Source organism: Hoeflea sp. EC-HK425 (assembly GCF_902498795.1).
GTDB classification, from domain to species: Bacteria; Pseudomonadota; Alphaproteobacteria; order Rhizobiales; family Rhizobiaceae; genus Hoeflea; species Hoeflea alexandrii.
In genome coordinates this window covers 3171438-3189588 of the sequence record NZ_LR701572.1, presented here as the reverse complement: position 1 = coordinate 3189588, position 18151 = coordinate 3171438, and the positions used below count along the sequence as shown (strand labels likewise).

General features: G+C 61.5%; 18 protein-coding genes. 16 read left to right on the top strand and 2 right to left on the bottom strand.

Going from position 1 to position 18151, the window contains the following annotated elements:
* The first annotated feature begins 12 nt into the window (after positions 1–12).
* The 12 genes from flgK (at position 13) to SPHINGO391_RS18045 (ending at position 9229) form a co-directional block, all read left to right on the top strand.
* Complete coding sequence (gene flgK / locus SPHINGO391_RS18100; protein ID WP_152010152.1) at positions 13–1473, top strand: flagellar hook-associated protein FlgK; 1461 nt, start codon at positions 13–15, stop codon at positions 1471–1473.
* Positions 1474–1477: 4 nt separating this feature from the next.
* Positions 1478–2530, top strand: a complete 1053-nt coding sequence (locus SPHINGO391_RS18095; RefSeq protein WP_152010151.1) for a flagellar hook-associated family protein — start codon at positions 1478–1480, stop codon at positions 2528–2530.
* A gap of 53 nt (positions 2531–2583) precedes the next feature.
* On the top strand, positions 2584–2931 hold the full coding sequence (flaF, locus tag SPHINGO391_RS18090) for a flagellar biosynthesis regulator FlaF (RefSeq protein WP_152010150.1): 348 nt from the start codon (positions 2584–2586) through the stop codon (positions 2929–2931).
* A complete protein-coding gene (gene flbT / locus SPHINGO391_RS18085; RefSeq protein ID WP_152010149.1) occupies positions 2928–3377 on the top strand; it encodes a flagellar biosynthesis repressor FlbT in 450 nt (149 codons plus the stop codon). Before flaF ends, flbT begins: the two co-directional genes overlap by 4 nt.
* Positions 3368–3769: a flagellar hook assembly protein FlgD gene (gene flgD, locus SPHINGO391_RS18080; RefSeq protein WP_152010148.1), complete on the top strand. Its 402-nt coding sequence runs from the start codon at positions 3368–3370 to the stop codon at positions 3767–3769. The genes flbT and flgD overlap by 10 nt, the downstream gene beginning before the upstream one ends.
* A 1-nt stretch (position 3770) precedes the next feature.
* Positions 3771–4037, top strand: coding sequence for a flagellar biosynthesis protein FliQ (gene fliQ / locus SPHINGO391_RS18075; protein ID WP_152010147.1), 267 nt, complete (start codon positions 3771–3773; stop codon positions 4035–4037).
* A 386-nt stretch (positions 4038–4423) separates the two neighbouring features.
* Positions 4424–6511 (top strand): flagellar biosynthesis protein FlhA, encoded by a 2088-nt coding sequence (flhA, locus tag SPHINGO391_RS18070; RefSeq protein WP_152010146.1) that lies wholly within the window; start codon positions 4424–4426, stop codon positions 6509–6511.
* Positions 6508–7263, top strand: coding sequence for a flagellar biosynthetic protein FliR (gene fliR, locus SPHINGO391_RS18065; protein ID WP_152010145.1), 756 nt, complete (start codon positions 6508–6510; stop codon positions 7261–7263). Before flhA ends, fliR begins: the two co-directional genes overlap by 4 nt.
* A gap of 1 nt (position 7264) precedes the next feature.
* On the top strand, positions 7265–7660 hold the full coding sequence (locus tag SPHINGO391_RS18060; protein ID WP_152010144.1) for a hypothetical protein: 396 nt from the start codon (positions 7265–7267) through the stop codon (positions 7658–7660).
* A 95-nt stretch (positions 7661–7755) separates the two neighbouring features.
* Complete coding sequence (locus SPHINGO391_RS18055; protein WP_152010143.1) at positions 7756–8337, top strand: rod-binding protein; 582 nt, start codon at positions 7756–7758, stop codon at positions 8335–8337.
* Entirely contained in the window at positions 8334–8705 is a 372-nt protein-coding gene (locus SPHINGO391_RS18050) for a hypothetical protein (RefSeq protein ID WP_152010142.1), read from the top strand. The genes SPHINGO391_RS18055 and SPHINGO391_RS18050 overlap by 4 nt, the downstream gene beginning before the upstream one ends.
* Positions 8702–9229 (top strand): hypothetical protein, encoded by a 528-nt coding sequence (locus tag SPHINGO391_RS18045; protein WP_152010141.1) that lies wholly within the window; start codon positions 8702–8704, stop codon positions 9227–9229. The genes SPHINGO391_RS18050 and SPHINGO391_RS18045 overlap by 4 nt, the downstream gene beginning before the upstream one ends.
* Positions 9230–9291: 62 nt before the next feature.
* Here SPHINGO391_RS18045 and SPHINGO391_RS18040 read toward each other — a convergent pair whose 3' ends face one another.
* A complete protein-coding gene (locus tag SPHINGO391_RS18040; protein ID WP_152010140.1) occupies positions 9292–10281 on the bottom strand; it encodes a glycosyltransferase in 990 nt (329 codons plus the stop codon).
* Positions 10282–10426: 145 nt separating this feature from the next.
* On the opposite strand from SPHINGO391_RS18040, the gene SPHINGO391_RS18035 reads away from it, so the two are divergent.
* From SPHINGO391_RS18035 to SPHINGO391_RS18025, 3 genes are all read left to right on the top strand, one after another.
* On the top strand, positions 10427–11584 hold the full coding sequence (locus tag SPHINGO391_RS18035) for a glycosyltransferase family 4 protein (protein WP_152010139.1): 1158 nt from the start codon (positions 10427–10429) through the stop codon (positions 11582–11584).
* A 160-nt stretch (positions 11585–11744) separates the two neighbouring features.
* Positions 11745–12524 (top strand): WecB/TagA/CpsF family glycosyltransferase, encoded by a 780-nt coding sequence (locus tag SPHINGO391_RS18030; RefSeq protein WP_152010138.1) that lies wholly within the window; start codon positions 11745–11747, stop codon positions 12522–12524.
* 42 nt (positions 12525–12566) lie between these two features.
* Positions 12567–13442: a DUF6492 family protein gene (locus tag SPHINGO391_RS18025; protein ID WP_152010137.1), complete on the top strand. Its 876-nt coding sequence runs from the start codon at positions 12567–12569 to the stop codon at positions 13440–13442.
* 8 nt (positions 13443–13450) lie between these two features.
* Here the strand turns inward: SPHINGO391_RS18025 and SPHINGO391_RS18020 are convergent, their stop codons facing one another.
* Positions 13451–14719, bottom strand: coding sequence for a lipopolysaccharide biosynthesis protein (locus SPHINGO391_RS18020; protein WP_152010136.1), 1269 nt, complete (start codon positions 14717–14719; stop codon positions 13451–13453).
* A 268-nt stretch (positions 14720–14987) separates the two neighbouring features.
* Between SPHINGO391_RS18020 and SPHINGO391_RS18015 the strand changes: the two genes are divergently transcribed.
* Positions 14988–18110 carry a GumC family protein gene (locus SPHINGO391_RS18015; protein WP_152010135.1) on the top strand — a complete coding sequence of 1041 codons (3123 nt, stop codon included), beginning with the start codon at positions 14988–14990 and terminating at the stop codon, positions 18108–18110.
* Positions 18111–18151 lie beyond the last annotated feature (41 nt).

The window sequence follows — 18151 nt, the reverse complement described above, 5'->3', positions numbered from 1 at the left end:
AAAGAACCGTCAATGTCTCTGACATCAGCACTTAATACCGCGCAAACGTCTCTGTCGAACTACGCGACGCAGACCAATACCATTTCGCGCAACATATCCAACGCCACTGATCCGAACTATGCGCGGCGCGATGCTGTTCTGACAAACTCCCTGATTGGTGCTCAGGCAGTGAGCATCCAGCGTGCCCAGGATATGGCGCTTTTTGTGCGGACCGTCACGGACACATCGACCTCGAGTGCACAGGATACACTGCTCAATGGGCTGAGCAATCTGAAGAACATCCTGGGCGGCAACGACTACGAAACCTCGCCTTCGGCCTTGATCGCAACCATGCGTGACACCTTGGCCACCTATGCCGCCAAGCCGGGTGAAGCGACGCTGGCGCAGACCGCGATCGCCGACGCAGTCACCGTGGCAAACGGGTTGCAGACCGCTTCCAAGGCCGTGCAGACGGTGAGATTCGAAGCCGACAAGGAAATTGGCCGTCAGGTGGCGCAGCTTAACGAGTTGCTTGCTCGCTTTGAGGTCAACAACAACAAGGTCTTCAGCGGCACCCAGACCGGCAAGGATGTCAGTGCTGAACTCGACGAGCGCGAATCGTTGATCAAGCAGATTTCCTCGATTGTCGGGGTCACCCAGGTCACCCGGTCGGGCAACGACATGGCACTGTACACTAGCGACGGGGTGACACTGTTCGAGGCGGTCGCGCGGCCCGTCGAATTCGATACATCGTCGGGTTACTCGGCTGCACTGACCGGCAATCAGATCTATATTGATGGTGTCCCGCTGGCTGCCGGCCAGGGCGCCACCACCACCGGTCGCGGGTCGCTGCAGTCGCTGTTGCAGATCCGTGACGAATACGCCCCGTCGATGCAGGATCATCTTGACGAGATTGCGCGCGTCCTGGTGGTTTCGTTTGCCGAGACCGATCAGACCGCGTCGGCGCTTCCTGACCTGCCAGGCCTGTTCACCTGGGCGGGAGGTACCATTCCGGCAGGCGCCACCATTATACCGGGCATGTCTTCGACGATAACGGTCAATCCGGCGCTCATCCAGTCGCTCGGCGGCAATCCGCAATTGCTCCGGGACGGCGGTATCAACGGTGCTGCCTACAATTCCAACCCGTCGGGTGCATCGGGCTATTCCGCACTGCTCGATTCCTACGTTCAGAAGCTTGACGAGCCGGTCGCATTCGATGTCGCCGCAGGTCTTTCGACGACAACCAGCCTCATGGGCTTTGCCGCCGACTCGATCGGCTGGCTCGAACTCAACCGCAGCGACGCGGAGACTTCGGCCGAATCGCGTGAAGCCTCCCGGTTCCGCTCGGCAGAAGCCCTGTCAAACATCACCGGCGTTTCACTGGACGAGGAGATGTCTTTGCTGCTCGAACTCGAGCAATCCTACAAGGCATCGGCACGACTGATCACCGCGGTCGACGAAATGCTCCAGGCTCTTCTGGCAGCGGCGAGGTAGGTAGATGAAGACGAGTTTCGTTTCAAATCTGGCAATGCAGAATGCCATGCGGCTGACCATCGGCCGCGGACAGAATGAGATCCAGAAGCTGAACACCGAGGTGGTTACCGGGCGCTACGCGGACATCGGCCTTGCGCTCGGCGCCAAGGCGTCCAACAGCGTCACCCTCAACAGCGACGTATCCCGGCTCAAGGGCATCCTCGATTCCAACGCGCTCGTGACCCAGCGGCTTTCCGCTGCGCAGGCCTCGATGGACGTCATGTCGGATGCCGCCCAGCAGATGCTCGAAGCCTTCATCTCGGTCAATGGCTCGGACGATGCAAACCGGTTGCTCATCGCTCAGCGTGATGTCGAGACCGCTCTCGATGCCTTCACCACCGCAGCCAACACCTCGTCCAATGGTGAGTACCTCTTCGCAGGCATCAACACCAACACCCAGCCGCTTGAGGATTTTCTTGCACCCGGATCGCCGCCCAAGGTCGCCTTCGATGCGACCTTCCTCGGCCATTTCGGCTTTACCCAGGATGATCCCGCCGCGGCCAACATCACCGTTGCCCAGATGAACAACTTCATCACCACGGTGCTTGAGCCTGCCTTTACCGGAGCAGCCTGGACCACCGACTGGTCGAGCGCTTCAGACACCAATGTCTCAAGCCGGATCCTGAAGAACGAGATCGTCGATTCAAGTACCAACGCCAATGTTGAAGGCATGCGCAATTTCGCACTGGCGGCGGTCATGGGGGTCGAACTGATCAACTCTCCGATTTCGGCAGAGGTGCGCGCCTCGCTCAACAAAACTGCGATCGAATATGCCGGCGCTGCCGTCACGGGCATCGACAACGAGCGCAGCATGCTGGGCGTTTCGGAAAACCGCATCACCAAGGCCAACACTGCGTTGGAGTCGCAAATCCGCATCCTCACCCTGCATCTGGGGGATGTTGAAGGTGTCGACCCCTACGAGGCGTCCACCCGAATGAATTCTTTGCTTGCCCAGGTCGAGGCGTCCTACACGCTCACCGCCCGAATCCAGCAAATGAGCTTGATGAATTACTTGTAACTGCATGGCCCGGAGTTTTCGGGCGTAAATGGACAAACATGAAGGGCGTCTGAATGTACCAATTTTCCTACGCGGATGTTCAGGAGGATGGTGTCGCCGAAGCACGCGAACGCGAGCGGGAAGCGATCAATCATTCGATCTCGCTGCTGAACGCAGCCAAGGCCAACGGTCTTGAATCCCGCGACGCGATCGAAGCTGTCTATTTTGTCAGCCGCCTCTGGGTCCGGTTTGTCGAGGACCTCGCTTCGCCCGACAATCAGCTTGCGGAGGAGCTCCGGGCCAACCTGATCTCCATAGGCATCTGGATCATCAAGGAATCCGAGCGGATCCGGAAGCGCGAATCGGACAATTTCCAGGGCATCATCGATATCTCGATCATCATCAGGGACGGGTTGAAATGAAAAGCTCATTGCGCATTTCCCTCAAGGCAGGCGAACGGATCTTCATCAACGGAGCTGTGCTTCGGGTGGATCGCAAGGTTGCGCTTGAGTTTCTCAACGACGTCACGTTTCTGCTTGAGAACCATGTGTTGCAGCCCGAGCAGGCCACGACGCCGCTGCGCCAGCTCTACTTCATCGTCCAGATGATGCTGATCAACCCGGAAGGCGCCGAACAGGCGATGGGCATGTTCCGCAAATCGGTCGTCATGCTGCTGACCTGCTTCAAGAATGAAGAAGTTCTTACCGAGCTCAAGCATATTGATGGTATGGTCACGCAGGGCAGGGCGTTCGAAGCGCTCAAGGCGATTCGCGCACTCTACCCGATCGAGGAGCAGATTCTCGACACGGCCGGCATGTCGGCTGGAACCATTGAACAGATTCGCAAGGAGTTGGCGCCATGGACGTAAGTGCAGTCAGCAGCGCATCAGCCACCGCCGGTTCGGCCGCGGACAACGCATCCAAGAAGGCAACGCTCGATTACGATACGTTCCTGACCCTGCTGGTTCAGCAGATGAAGAACCAGGATCCGACCGAGCCGATGGATGCGACCGAGCAGATCGCCCAGCTTGCGACCTTCAGTCAGGTCGAGCAGACCATCCAGACCAACAAGAACCTGGAAAGCCTGCTCCAGTCCTCCACGCTCAATCAGGCCGGATCCATCATCGGCCGCACCATCACCAGCGCCGACGCAACCGTGTCTGGCGTCATCAAGGAAGTTCAGGTCTATTCCGACGGACTGGTTGCCGTGCTTGAAAACGGCAAGAAGGTTCTGGTCGGTGCCGGCGTGACCATCAGTTAACATGAACGAAGCCGACGCCCTCGATATTGTCCAAACCGCGATCTGGACCGTGCTGGTCTGCTCGGGGCCGGCGGTTTTTGTCGCCATGTTTGTCGGTGTCGGCATCGCCTTCATCCAGGCGCTCACCCAGGTTCAGGAAATCACCCTGACCTTCGTTCCCAAGATCGTGGCCATCCTGGTCACCGTTGCCGTTTCGGCCCCTTTTGTCGGCGCCCAGATCTCCACCTTTACAGACGTCGTCTTCCAGCGCATTCAGTCCGGATTCTAATGCAAGTCGCGTTCAATTGGATTCAATTGAGCGATCACGTGCATGCATTCTTTCAAAACGTTACAGCGTCCTTTGCGCGTCCGGTTGGAGGCGCGGCGCTGTAGCGACGGGTTCCGTGGCGCCATTGGCGTCATTGCCCGCGCGGCCCGTTGCCCTGAAGGCATGATCCATTCCGTTCGTCTGTCGCAATGACGAGCGCTCCTGCCATCTTCTCGCTGCCCGCCACGTTCGGACCGCCACGTTCGGCCCGCCACGTCCGGCCCGTCACTATCCCCCGCCGTCTGCAACCTGCAACTTGCCACCTTCGCGCAAGCTTCGGCCTGTAGGGTCACGATGACCTGTTGCGTGGACATGACGTCCGCGCTGTGTTCCGGAGCTCCTCAAACATGGCCAACCCGCAAGCGCTGGCGATTCAGAAAACAGGCTTCCAGGGCAAGGACATGGGCTTTGCCTTCGGCATTGTCGTCATTCTGTCCATCCTGTTCCTGCCGATCCCCGCCTTCCTTATCGATATCGGACTGGCATTCTCCATAGCCTTTTCGGTGCTGATCCTGATGGTGGCGCTGTGGATCCGCCGGCCGCTCGATTTCTCCTCCTTCCCGACCATTCTGCTGATCGCCACGATGATGCGCCTGTCGCTCAACATAGCGACCACGCGGATCATCCTGTCGGAAGGGCATCTCGGACCGGATGCCGCCGGTCACGTTATCGGCGGCTTTTCCCAGATGGTCATGTCCGGTGATTTTGTCATCGGCCTCATCGTCTTTCTGATCCTGGTCACGGTCAATTTCATTGTCATCACCAAAGGCGCCACCCGTATCGCGGAAGTTGGCGCCCGTTTTACCCTCGATGCCATTCCCGGCAAGCAGATGGCGATTGATGCCGACCTGTCAGCCGGGATGATCGATGACAAGCAGGCCCATGAGCGCCGCCGCGAGCTTGAGCAGGAAAGCTCCTTCTTCGGCTCCATGGACGGTGCCTCGAAGTTCGTTCGCGGCGATGCTATCGCTGGCCTGCTGATCACCGGCATCAACATGTTCGGCGGCGTGATCATCGGCTACGCCCGTCACGACATGCAGATCGGCGAAGCCGCCGACGTGTTCGTGCGGCTGTCGGTCGGCGACGGTCTGGTCAGCCAGATCCCGGCGCTGATCGTGTCGCTGGCGGCCGGCCTGCTGGTCTCCCGCGGCGGTCAGCTCGGCTCCACCGACGAGGCCGTCATTGACCAGCTGGGCGGCTATCCGCGTGCACTCTTCGCAGCTTCCGGCCTGCTCTTCCTCCTGGCCCTGATGCCTGGCCTGCCGTTCCTCCCCTTCGTGATTCTTGCATCGGGCATGGCGTTCGGAAGCTGGATAATCCCGCGCCAGCGGGACCAGAAGGCCCGCGCCGAGGCACAGGAAGTTCATCGCACCGAGCAGGAAGCGAAGGACAAGGAGAAGGATTCGGTCAAGTCCATCCTCAAGACTGCGGAAATCGAACTGGTGCTTGGCAAGCAGGTTGCCACCAAGCTGCTCGGAAGCCACGAGGAACTGGCCTTCCGCGTCGCCAAGATGCGCAAGAAATTCGCCACCCAGTATGGATTTGTGGTGCCCGAGATCAAGGTCACGGATGACATCTCGATCAAGGACAAGAGCTATCATATCCGTATTCACGGAACCACGGTTGCCGCCAATGACCTCCGGGTCGGCGAACTGCTCGTTGTGCTTGCCGGTACCCACCGTCCTTCAATTCCGGGGGACGAGATCCGCGAACCGGCCTTCGGCCTGCCTGCGCTTTCCGTACCCGAAAGCTTCGGTGAGGACCTCAAGCGTGAAGGCTTCCAGCCGATCGACAATGTCTCGGTGGTGCTGACCCATCTCTCGGAGGTGATCCGCAACAACCTGCCGCAATTGCTTTCCTACAAGGACATGAAAATCCTCATCGACCGGCTTGATCCCGAATACCGCAAGCTGGCCGACGAGATCTGCACCTCGCACATGTCCTATTCCGGCTTCCAGGCCGTGCTCAAGCTGCTGCTGGCCGAGCGTGTCTCGATCCGCAACCTGCATCTCATCCTTGAGGCGGTCGCCGAGCTCGCGCCGCATGTACGCAAGACCGAGCAGATCGTCGAGCATGTGCGCATCCGCATGGCCCAGCAGCTCTGTGGCGATATTGCCCGCAACGGGCAGCTCAACGTGCTCAGGCTTGGCAATCGCTGGGATCTCGCCTTCCACCAGGCGCTCAAGCGCGATCCGAAGGGCGAGGTCATCGAATTCGACATCGATCCGCGCATGCTTGAGGAGTTTTCCGAGGAAGCAACCAAGGTTATCCGTGAACACATGGACAAGGGCGTGCCGTTTGTGCTGGTAACTTCGCCCGACTCACGGCCATATGTGCGCATGATAGTCGAACGGATCTTTGCAACACTGCCTGTGCTTTCGCACGTCGAGATCGCGAAAGGCATTGAGATCAAGCTTCTCGGCTCGATCTCGTGATCGAGGATCCCGAGGGCACCGTGCTGGCGCTGTTCCTGGCGTTCTGCCGGATTGGCGGCTGCTTCATGGTGCTTCCGGGGTTTTCGAGCTTTCGCGTTCCGGTCCAGATCCGGCTTTTCCTTGCTGTGGCCGTCTCTATGGCGCTGCTGCCGATTCTCTGGGATACAATCTATCCCTACGTCCGGGAGAGCCAGCGGGTCTATATTCTGCTTGTTGCCGCCGAGATGCTCATCGGCGTGACCATGGGCCTCGTCGCCCGCTACATCGTCGTGGCACTTCAGTTTGCCGGCACCGCCATCTCGATGGCGATCGGCTTCAACTCCGCGCCCGGAAGCGGCATTGTCGAGTTGGAACCGGAAGGCCAGTTGACCGCCTTGCTCTCTTTCACCGCCCTGTTCATCCTGTTCCTGACCGATTTCCACCACATGATCATCGCCTCGCTGGTCAGTTCATACGGTTTCATGCCGATGAACGAGGGCTTCGATGCCCGGCTGGTGCTGATGACGCTGACCGACACGCTTGCCGGTGCCTTCATGCTGGTGCTCCGGCTGGCGAGCCCGTTTCTCGCCTATGGCCTGATTTTCAACCTCGCGATCGGCATGGTCAACAAGCTGGCGCCGCAGATCCCGGTCTACTTCATCTCGATCCCCTTCATCCTGACCGGCGGTCTGATTCTGCTCTATTTCGGCTCGAACACCTTCTTCACCCTGTTCATCGACGGTTTCGAGACATTGTTCATGGGGTTGATCTGACATGGCGGAATCGCGCTCTGAAAAACTTGCCCGCCTTGTCAGGGTTCAACGCCAGATCGAGCGGATGGCCGAGTTCGAACTCTCCCATACCCTGCGCCAGCAGGCCGAGACCGAAGCCACCCAGGACGCGCTGGTCGCAGCCGTCGGATCCTTCAACCCGATCCATGCCGCCATGTCGCATCAATACGCGCAGCGGTTTCAGCGGCTTTCGGCGAGATCGCAATTGCTCCAGGGCGCCAAGGCGGTTCAGGAACGCCGCATGCTCACCGAGAAGACCAAGGCGGACCGCTTGTCGGAGCATGCGGAGAAGGCGGTCGAGGCGGAAGAGCGTTTGTCCACCGACGAGACCCTGCTTGATCTCCTCGACGCTTCCCTGCAGCGCCGCGGTTCCGACTGAGGCAGTCTGCCGGCGCGGCCGCGCAAGGCCAGCGTAAGCTTCGTAGGACAAAGTGTCAGCGATCATTTCCGGTCAGTTTCTGAGAGGGAAGCTCTTTGTCGATACAAACAGCAACCGATATCATTCTCGATGTCGTGCGCGCGGCCGATCCTGCCGTCGCACAGAGGGCGGAAGCCATGCTCGAGGCGGCGTCGGCCCGCAAGTCCGAGCAGGCAGCGTCCACGCCCGCCTTCCAGCACCAACTGCTCGCCTCCGCAGACACGTCCGCCCTTTCCGTCACCTCTGCCAGGGACATAGCGCCCGACAAGTCTCTTGAGGTCTACCAGAAGTTCGAGGCGATGATCCTCCAGAGCTTCATCGGCGACATGCTGCCCACCGACAGCGAGCAGCTCTATGGCAAGGGAACTGCCGGCGAAATCTGGAAGGGCATGATGGCTGAACAGCTCGGAGCGGTTCTGGCCAAGGGCGGTGGCATCGGCATCGCCGCCCGCATGATGGGCGATCGTTTTGATGCGGCCGTTGCGCCCGAATCAGCCGATGCCATCGGTTCCAACGTCACCAATCGGGCCGCCAGCCTGATCAACGAAATCCAGAAGCAGATCCTCGCCGATGTGGCCGGATCTGAAGACGCCGCAGACGCGACAGCGCGCACCAGCCAGGGACAAACAACAGCATGAGCGACCTGAACACCCAAGATCATCGTATCGTTGGCGTATTGTCTCGGCTTGAGGCAGTCGTCGACGCCGAGAACGCCGCCATCGGACAGGATCCTGACTTCGACGTCAGCCGTTCGAATTCGATCAAGAGCCGGTGCCTGTATGAAATGACAATGCTCTTCAACGGCATCCGTCCGGATGATCTCGAGCCCGAGCACAAGCAGCATCTCGAAACGGTGCGCGAGAAACTGAAGATCAACAACATCAAGGTCAAGGCTCACATGGAGGCTGTCCGCGACATCGCCGAGATGATCAAGGAAACCGTTGCCGCCTGGGAAGCTGACGGAACCTATTCCGAAGACCAGTTCAGGGCTTCCCGTCTGTCATGATAAAACTGCTCGCCACCGGCGTCTGGATCTGCGCTGTGGCGCTGGCGTCGGTCTATTTCTCTGTCCAGCTCACCAACAAGGAGGAGCCTGTTCAGGAGGACCCGGCGATGTTCGGGGGCCTGGAAACGGTCCGTGGCGAGGTCACCTCGATCCCGGTGATCAGCAGCGGAGCCGTGCAGGGATACTTCCTCACGCGCCTGTCCTACACCGTCGATCCCGCCAAGATCCAGAAGCTCAGCGTCCCGGTCAACGAACTGATCACGGACGCCCTGTACACGGCGCTGGTCGGCGAGCCGCTCATTGACTTCCCCGATATGGAGCGCTTCGATCTCGAAGCCTTCAAGACCCATATCCGCGACACGCTCAACGAGCGCGTTGGTGAGGAACTGTTCCATGATGTCATCGTCGAGCAGATCGACTTCCTGTCGAAGGAAGATATCCGCTCCAACGTGCAGCAGGGCCGCTCCCTGAAGAACAACCCGACGATCGATCGTACGCCGGCTCCGGCGGCGCCGTCGAACTGAACCGGCTGAGAACCGCGGCAAGGGGCACAAGTGCCCGGCATGGAGATTGCCGCAATGGCCCGTCAGTTGTTTTCGGGATTGCGGTACTGCTCGTTGACCAGCCCGAACTCTGCCATCAGCCGTCCGACCGCGACTTGAATGTGGTAAAGGCCTATCACCGCCGAACCTGTCTGAAATCCAAGCCTCAGGCCGCGCAGCGGGGACGCTGCCAGCAGGGCGAGTGATTTGGCCAGCGTCCGCAAACGTCCGGGCACACCCGGCCACTGGCGTTTTTCCAGGATGGCTGAAATCGCGCCGTTTCTCAGCGACCGTGCATTGAGCCACGAGAACTCCGCCCGCCGCGACGGCAGGGTTTCCATCACCGCCGCTTCCGCGCTCCAGCCGAACGAGAAGCCGCGTGCCCTGGCGCGGCGGTAGAAATCGCTGTCGCCGCCACCGATGAAATTGAAGGCGGGGTCGAGGAACGGCCGTGGCATCATGTCCAGCACCGGCCGTGAGATCAGCACATTGCCGGACGAATAGAGGATCGGCACCAGTCCGGTCTCATGATAGTGCGGAGTGAACACCGGATGCCGACGCCAGCCATCCAGTGTCTTGTCGGCAAACACCGGAATCTGCGGCCCGCCCACCAGGTCCGCGCCGGTCTTCTGCGCGGTTTTCATCAGCCCCGAGAGCCACTCGGGCCCGGCAATCTCGTCATCGTCGATGACGGCGATATGGGTGAGGCGTGGAAACGCTGCCAGGGCGGTTTCCCAGCCGGCATTGTAGGCATGGCAATTGCCGCGCTGATGCGCGACGATGATGACGCCCTTCAGTCTCGAGCCCCGCAACCAATCGGCTGCGGCGTTTGCGCCCTGAAGCCCGTCGGCGTCATTGTCCATGACCACCACTGCCGTCTCGTCACCGAATGCCTGTGCCTCCAGCGAATCCAGCGTCATCACCAGATGGTCCGGCCGGCGGAAGGTTGGCAATGTGACCACGACCCGAATCCGGTCCGGATTGAGGTTGGCCGAGCGGGCATGCTCTGAAACGGTACGTGGGTCTGGCGTCATGGCTCGAATCCGGTTGGCTCGATTTCATCCAACCACAGCTTTCTGAACAATGCCTGAAGCCGGCATGTGGCATTTGAAACAGGCGTTTAACCGGCCTTTCAAATCGCTGCGTTATGGTCATGGGCACTATCGGATCGGAAACCGCATGCATCTTGTCTTCATTTCCTCGCTGGTTCCGGTTGCGGCTCCCGCATCCGGCTACGACATTGCCAACCGCGTGATCGCCGATGCGGCTCGCCGGCTCGGCCACAAGGTGTCCGTGCTTGGCTTCCTGCAGCCCGGGCATCAGCCCGCGCATCCGGACGAGACGCGGCTTCTGGGCACTCTCGAAGTCACCAATGCCCGGGTCGGAAAGCTGCAAAAGGCGCTCTGGCTCAAGGATGCCTTTGTCCATGGCGAACCTGTGTCGGTGGCCAAGATGCATGCCGTCACATCGTCCGGGATCCGGTCTGCGTTGGTCGAACTCGAACCCGTAGATGGTCTGATCCTCAATTCTGTTCAACTGCCCGGCGCATTCCGCGAGATCTTCGAGGCCTACCGATCGGTGTTCGTGGCCCACAATGTCGAGGCACGCAGCGCCGCCGACAATGCCGCCAATGCAGAAGGATGGGTGACCCGCTTCCTCTTCCGGCGCGATTCGCGCCTTCTCGCCGAACTGGAAACCAGCCTTTGCACCATTGCGGATCATGTCTTTACGCTTGCCGAGGCTGACCGTGCGGCCCTCGGGGTCGCCGGGGACGACCGTTCCACCGTCCTGCCGCTGGTGACCTCGGTCCTGCCGCCCGAGCCTCAGGCTGCGCGTGCGCCGGTGTATGATGCGGGCATGATTGGCTCCTGGACGTGGGCTGCCAACCGCGCCGGCCTCGACTGGTTCCTTGAACAGATCGTGCCGCGGTTGCCGGCTGATTTCCGGATTGCGATTGCCGGCGATACCGGAGGGGAACCGCCGGCAGCCCCCGACACGGTATCTTTCCTCGGCCGGGTGCCTGACGCCCGCGACTTCGTGCGCTCCTGCCGGGTGGTGCCGCTGATTTCGCAGACCGGGACCGGTGTTCAGCTCAAGACCATCGAGACCTTCGAAATGGGACTGCCGTCTGTGGCGACACGCAGCGCCCTGCGCGGAATCTCTGTCCAGCCGGACAATTGCGTTCTCGCCGATGATGCTGATGACTTCGCCCGTGCGCTCGTCGATATGGTTGGCCGTTCGCGTGACGGGCAAGAGCTCGACCGCGATGGCCGCGCCTTTCACGCACTGCAGCTCGAAGGCCTGATGGATGCCCTCAAACAGGGGCTGCAGTGGTGACAAGAACAGCGTTAACAAGGAGTTAATTTCGGCCTTAACCCCATTATGCAATTGCGACTGCCAACAAGTTAAGAAAGTGCTAACACGTTGGCTGAGGGGTCTGATCAACGGACCCAGGCCCCGACCGAGTGTGTGGCCAGACCGAGTGTGCGGAGTGACAATGCCAGCATTGGAAGAGGTTCAGCATCGCGACATAATGGGCATCCGGGTTGCTGCGCTTGGATGGGCGCAGGCGCTTGACGAGCTGAAGTGCGCGATCTACGGCAATGGTCCGCAGCGCATCTTCAATTTCCTCAACGCCAACAACGCCAATCTTGCCATGCGCAATACGCGTTACCGGCAGGGTCTGACAAAGTCCGAGGTGCTGCCCGATGGCGTTGGCGTCGACATCGCCTCCCGCGCGCTTCACGGGTCTGCGTTCCCGGCCAATCTCAACGGTACCGATTTCATTCCGGCGTTGCTGGTGCATTCGGAGAAGCCGCTCAAGGTGGCCCTGATCGGCGCCCGTTCGGACATTCTCGAGCGCGCCGTGGTCAGTTTTTCCGCGGCCACTCCATGGCACGAGTTCATCGCGGTCGCCGACGGATATTTTGACAAGACTGACAGCCTGAAGGTGCTTGCAGATCTCTCGGCGATCAACCCCGACATCACCCTGGTGGCGATGGGAAGTCCCTCCCAGGAAATCTGGATCGACAGCAATATTGGTCAGGGTCACGGCCGCGTTGTCTTCGGTGTCGGCGCGCTGTTCGATTTCGTTTCCGGCGCGGTCCCGCGCGCGCCCGAGACGATCCGCAATCTCAGGCTCGAGTGGGTCTGGCGGCTGTTTCTCGAACCCTCGCGTCTGTGGCGCCGCTACATTCTCGGCAATCCGGTTTTCCTCTTCCACCTCTTGCGCTACAAGCTTTCCGGTGCGGGCCGGCAGGCCGGGCTTTCAGCCTGACGCCGCCTGTTAAAAGGGCTTGAGCAACCGACCGGAACTGTGATGAAGACAGCCGTAATGACCGCGTCCTGGTCTGCCGACCTGGAACGCTGCACCCTGATGTGTGAAAGCCTCGACCGGTTTCTTTCGGGCGATTGGCATCATTACCTGCTGGTCGAACCCCGCGACGAGGCCGCGTTCAAGCCGCTCGAGGGGCCGCGCCGCACGGTTGTCAGCGAAGCCGACCTGTTCCCTGGCTGGCTCCGGTCCTTCCCCGATCCTGCAAGTCTTGGCCGCCGCCGCATCTGGCTGAGCCCTTTCTCCATGCCCTTGCGCGGCTGGCATGCGCAACAGATCCGCCGCCTGGCCCTGGCTCGCCATGTCGAAGCCGACATGCTGCTCTCGGTCGATTCCGATGTCGTCATGGTCCGTCCCTATGATCCCGAAGAAATGTGGGCCGACGGCCGGATGCGGCTGTTCCGCGTCGATGCCGGGGTCAGCGAGACAATGACCGAACATCATGACTGGCTTGCCCATGCGGGCACTCTGCTCGGATTGCCTGAAACGATTGCTCCCGCGCCCGACTACATCAACACCTTCATTGGTTGGCGTGTCGATACCGCCCGCGCCCTGCTCGATCACATCGAAAGGACCACCGGCCGAAACTGGGTTCGTGCGCTCATTTCCTCGCGCGCCATTTCCGAATGCACGATCTATGGCCGTTTCGCCGATGAGGTGCTTGGCGGGGAGGGACACATCGCCTCCGACAGGCCGCTGTGCCACATGCTCTGGTTCCGCGAGACCTACCCGGAAACCCTTGAAGGGCTGGAGATGTTCATGCGCGAACTGGGGGACGATCAGGTCGCCGTCGGCGTGCAGTCCTTCGTCCACCACCCGATGGCGGAAATCCGCAAACTGGCGTTTTCGGTCACGCCGTGATCACGGCCTCAGATCGGTCGCTTGCTGATCGAGCGCAATGCCCTGTAGGTCATCAGCGCCGATTGCAGGTAAAGCACAAGGAACGCCAGGTTGAGGAGTTCGACCCAGATCACAACATCGGTGGTCAGTCCCAGCACATAGGCAAGCAGCAGGGCCTTCATCGCTCCGAGCGAGGCCAGGATCAGCATGCGCACCACCGTCCGGCCGGTCGCATACAGCAGTTCCGAGTGGTACTCGATCAGGTTGCGGAACGCAGGCACCAGGACGACCAGGATCAGCAGCGGCGCCGCCACGGCGACATTGGTCCCCAGCGCATTGGGAAACAGCCACAGGAAACCGGCCATGCCGAGCAGGCCCGCGGTCGAGACCGCGGCCACCACGCCCTCCAGCAACAGCCGGTTCCTCAGGCTGTTGAGCATGGCTGAGGTCCGCATCAGCTTCTGCGTCAGCACCGTCAGGAAGGCGCGGACGGGCAGCGCGGTCAGGTCGACCAGCCGCATGATGATGGCGTAGATCCCGGCGGTTTCGGGTCCGCCAAGTGAAAGCACCAGCACCTTGTCGAGTTCCGACTGGATGTAAAACAGCATTTCCGCACCGGCCACAGATACGGCATCGACCCAGCGCCTGGTGTAAAGCGCCGGTTTCCAGCGCAGCCGCACCCGTGGATAGAAGAACAGGATCGCGATAAGCGCTGCCAAACCGTTGGCGGCGAGGTAATACCAGCCCCAGGTCGCAAGCGATCCATCTGCAAGCCATGCGAAAAGCACCGCCGCAATGGTCTTGAGCGCGGTGGCCACCACCACCAGCACCGACCCCGAGCCGAAGCGGTTGGTGCCGTAACTGACAATGACCGCGATCTCCATGATCCGCCAGCACAGCACTTCCGCCACGATGATCTTTGCAAAGGTCGCAAGCGCCATCTGGTCGGTGAAGATAAGTGCATGGGTCAGCCAGGCCGCCAGGGCGATGACCGGTGCCGACAACACCACGCCGCCCAGGAAGCCGGCCGTGTAGACCCCGAGCAGGCGGGTCTTGACGGTGGCGATCCGGTAGAGCGGTGAGACGAAACCGAAGGCCAGCAGCCTTGAAAGCATGATGCCACAAGCCGACGCGGTGGCGAACAGGCCGAATTCGCTGATCGACAACGTGTTTGCGATCGCGATGAAATAGACCAGTGAAATCACCAGACGACCGGCCGAACCGCCCACCATGGATAGGTAGGCGCGGATCAGTTCGCCATTGGCGCTGGCAAGATGTTTCAGGCGAACAATCATCATGTACCGTTTCGGGATGACGATTGCAGCTGCCGCCCCCGTCGTTTCATCCGTCAAATCATATGGGGAATATGTTAATTCGGGGTTTGGACCGGTGGAAATTGTCCGGTTTTGCAGGTGCCGGTCCAGGACCTCGCGATATATGCAATTTGTGGAACAACTGACGATTTTCCAATCGTTTCGGTGGAAATTAACCTTTTGTTACCCATGAATTTATAGCTTGTCTTAACGAAGTCGACAAACTTGCCATTTGGGGCGGCCATAGCCGGACATGAGCGATTCACCCGAAGACAGAAGACATCGCGGCCGCCGAGGATCGCTGCTCGATCACGCTCGGGACGCGCAGTCGTCCGAGCCGGCTTCTGCGCGCCAGGGTGCCAATGAGACCGCGCGTCCCGGGCAGCCTTCCGCCGCCGCGTCCCCGTCCCTGCTGACCGCGCCCAACCGCTCGGCCCGGGTGTCCACGTCCCGCTATGCGGATCATCGCTCCGAGGCACCGGCCCGGCCCGCGCAATCCCTGCTGTCCTCGGCCCCGGCCAGCAGCGCCGCACCGCCGGAACCCGTTGCGTCTGCCCCCGCCGCTTCTGTCGAAGCTCGGCAACCAGCCTCCCTCCGGAAGACCAATGCGGACCGGGAGAGATTCGGCGACCGGATCTCGAGGCTGATCGGCACCATCGCGCCCGAATCCAAACCTGCTGAACCCCGCCTGGCCGATGCCGGCGAGACAGCCGAACCGCCGGAGCCGGCCCGCCCGGAAGAACACCGGCGGCAGGAGGCCAGCTCACAGCGCCGCCCGCAGCCCGAAAACTGGCCCGAATACGGGGCCGATGCCTCGGCGCAACCCGCCTATCGCCCGCGAGAGGGCCATTCCAATGGCGATGATCATTATCACTGGCACGCGGCTTCGGCTGGTGGACAGTTCGAGGACGGCAACCGGCCGCTGCTCGACGCATCGATTCTGATATCCGCAGTCTGGCGTTTCCGCCGTCTTATTGTTGCAGCAACGCTGGCCGGAGCCGTCATTGGCGTGCTGATGGCGCTGTCGACACCGCACAGATATTACGCCGAAAGCCGTCTGTTCGTTGATCCGCGCGAGATCCGGGTCACCGAAGACGATATCCGCAACCAGCAGCTCTCAACCGAGGCCATGCTGGCGATCACCGACAGCCAGCTGCAGATTCTCTCATCGACCAGCGTTCTGGAGAAGGTGATCGAGGATCTTGGTCTCGACCGGGATCCGGAGTTCAACGGATCCATGGCGCCTGGCGGAATAAGCGGCGGCATTTCGCTGATCAGGGAACTGTTCACCGGCAAGAATCCCGCGACTGAAGGCGAACAGAAGGCGCTCAACAATCTCCGCGACGCGCTGTCGGTCGGCCGTGATGCCAGGACCTTTGTCATCATCGTTGGCGTCGACACGCGTGATCCGGAAAAATCGGCGCTGATTGCCAACCAGATTGTCGAGACCTACCTCGATTCCGAAGGCCAGGCGCAATCCAATCTGCTCGAGCGGACGTCCGAATCCATCGACACCCGGATCAATTCCCTGCGTGCCGACCTCGATGCCGCCGAGCGCGAGGTCGAGCGCTTCAAGGCCGAGAACGGCCTTGTCGGCGTTGGCGGCCAGTACATTGACGACAAGGAAATCCTGGCGCTGAGCGATCAGCTCGCCAATGCCCGGGCCATGAAGGTCGGCATCCGGGTCAAGGCCGACAACCTGGCCCGGGTGAAGATCGACGACGTTCTGTCTGGCGCCTTTCCCGAAGAGCTTCTGTCGTCCAATCTGAGCGAATTGCGCAAGCAGTATGCCCAGACCAAATCAAACGCGGAATCGCTGGCCACCCGGCTCGGACCGCGTCATCCGCAATACATCTCCGCAATGCAGTCACTCGAGACCATCACCAACGAGATCAGCGCCGAACTGCGCCGCATTGTCGCCAGCTCGCAGACCGAGCTGCAGCGTGCGGTCGAGACCGAGCAGGAACTGGCAAGCCAGATGGCGGTGGCAAAGAGCCGCGCCATCGATCAGTCGGTCGAGCTCGTCACCCTGCGCGAGCTCGAGCGCAAGGCCAACGCCACCCGCGGCATCTACGAGGCCTTCCTCACCCGCTCGCGCGAGACCAGCGAGCGCTCCAATCTGTCGACCCGCAATGTCCGGGTCATTTCACCCGCCGAGGCACCGCTCCAGCCGATGGGCCCGTCGCGCAAGTTCATCGCCATTGGCGGCATGATGGCAGGCTTTCTGGCCGGCTTCGGCCTGGCGCTGCTCGCCGGTGCGGTCGAGAGCATCCGCGCCTACAACAGCGCGCTGCATCAGGCCCGCTATCCCGGCCCGTCCGCCGGCGGGCATCCACAGCCGCCTGCGCCCGGACCACGGACGCCGCCAACAGGTCCCGGCCAGCGGTTCCGGCCACGCGGTGAGAGCGACATGGCCGGCCGTGACACCGGCCCGGCCCGAACCCCGGAACCAGCCTTTTACGGTGCACGCGCCCACCACGATGCCGAAACGCCGGTGGCCCGACAGGCCACGATGGAGGAGGCAGGGCCTGGATTCCGTGACGTGTTTCGCATCGGCCTGCTGCGCCCCAGGCCGATCCGGGGCAAGGCCCCCGTTTCCGCCAGCAGCGGCGGATATCACGAGCACGGTGAAATCGCCGTGCCGCAGCATGGGAACGGACGCAATGCCCAGGCGTTCTTCGCAAGCCATGGCCAGCCGCACGACCCGGCAAGGCCTGAAGCCCTTCAGGGTAGCGGCCATGGTGGCGGCCAAGGGGACGAACAGGGGCAGCATCACAATGCACAGGGCACTCACCCGGTCCGGGCGCCCCGGCCGGCACAGCCCCAGCCCTACATGCAGCCGCAGATGCCTGCACCCTATCCGGCCCAGCACTACTCTCCCCCCCCGCATCAGGCCCATGCTCAGTACTCAGGCTCGCCGCAATATCAGCCGCAGATCCCGCAGCCTGCGCTGCCGACGCACGCCCACCACCCGGCACCCTACCATCCGGCTCAGGCCTATCCGCCTGCCTATGCGGCCCCGCAGCCCGGTTACGCCGCCGCCCCGGCGGGCCATCCCTATCAGGCGCAACCGCTGCAGGGCATGCCGGCCCAGCCGCCTCAGTTTTATCCGCAGCAGCAGCCCGCGCCCATGCCCTGGCCGTCGCCGCAGTTTCATCAGCCTCAGTCGCACTTCGTGCCCCTGCAGGCCCCCGCCTGGGAGCAGCCCGCTGCCCCGGTTGCCAGCGCGCCGCACCAGCCGACCGAACCCGCCGCGCCTGCCCGCAACCCCGAACGGCCGGCACCCGACAATACCTCGGTCGACCGGATTCGCCGCGAGATGGACGAACTCCGCTCCCGGATCGATGGTTACGGCTCGGACCGCCGCCGCGCCTGACGGGGTCACAGCGCTTGAATTTTGACACCGGAGGACGCAAA

What these genes read in the sequence shown, in the direction of transcription:
- SPHINGO391_RS18030 (WP_152010138.1), top strand. Translation starts at nt 11,745, where the DNA reads ATGCCAGCATTGGAAGAGGTTCAGCATCGCGACATAATGGGCATCCGG.
- flbT (WP_152010149.1), top strand. Translation starts at nt 2,928, where the DNA reads ATGAAAAGCTCATTGCGCATTTCCCTCAAGGCAGGCGAACGGATCTTC.
- SPHINGO391_RS18015 (WP_152010135.1), top strand. Translation starts at nt 14,988, where the DNA reads ATGAGCGATTCACCCGAAGACAGAAGACATCGCGGCCGCCGAGGATCG.
- SPHINGO391_RS18050 (WP_152010142.1), top strand. Translation starts at nt 8,334, where the DNA reads ATGAGCGACCTGAACACCCAAGATCATCGTATCGTTGGCGTATTGTCT.
- SPHINGO391_RS18060 (WP_152010144.1), top strand. Translation starts at nt 7,265, where the DNA reads ATGGCGGAATCGCGCTCTGAAAAACTTGCCCGCCTTGTCAGGGTTCAA.
- fliQ (WP_152010147.1), top strand. Translation starts at nt 3,771, where the DNA reads ATGAACGAAGCCGACGCCCTCGATATTGTCCAAACCGCGATCTGGACC.
- flhA (WP_152010146.1), top strand. Translation starts at nt 4,424, where the DNA reads ATGGCCAACCCGCAAGCGCTGGCGATTCAGAAAACAGGCTTCCAGGGC.
- flgD (WP_152010148.1), top strand. Translation starts at nt 3,368, where the DNA reads ATGGACGTAAGTGCAGTCAGCAGCGCATCAGCCACCGCCGGTTCGGCC.
- flaF (WP_152010150.1), top strand. Translation starts at nt 2,584, where the DNA reads ATGTACCAATTTTCCTACGCGGATGTTCAGGAGGATGGTGTCGCCGAA.
- SPHINGO391_RS18045 (WP_152010141.1), top strand. Translation starts at nt 8,702, where the DNA reads ATGATAAAACTGCTCGCCACCGGCGTCTGGATCTGCGCTGTGGCGCTG.
- SPHINGO391_RS18040 (WP_152010140.1), bottom strand. Translation starts at nt 10,281, where the DNA reads ATGACGCCAGACCCACGTACCGTTTCAGAGCATGCCCGCTCGGCCAAC.
- flgK (WP_152010152.1), top strand. Translation starts at nt 13, where the DNA reads ATGTCTCTGACATCAGCACTTAATACCGCGCAAACGTCTCTGTCGAAC.
- SPHINGO391_RS18035 (WP_152010139.1), top strand. Translation starts at nt 10,427, where the DNA reads ATGCATCTTGTCTTCATTTCCTCGCTGGTTCCGGTTGCGGCTCCCGCA.
- SPHINGO391_RS18095 (WP_152010151.1), top strand. Translation starts at nt 1,478, where the DNA reads ATGAAGACGAGTTTCGTTTCAAATCTGGCAATGCAGAATGCCATGCGG.
- SPHINGO391_RS18025 (WP_152010137.1), top strand. Translation starts at nt 12,567, where the DNA reads ATGAAGACAGCCGTAATGACCGCGTCCTGGTCTGCCGACCTGGAACGC.
- SPHINGO391_RS18020 (WP_152010136.1), bottom strand. Translation starts at nt 14,719, where the DNA reads ATGATGATTGTTCGCCTGAAACATCTTGCCAGCGCCAATGGCGAACTG.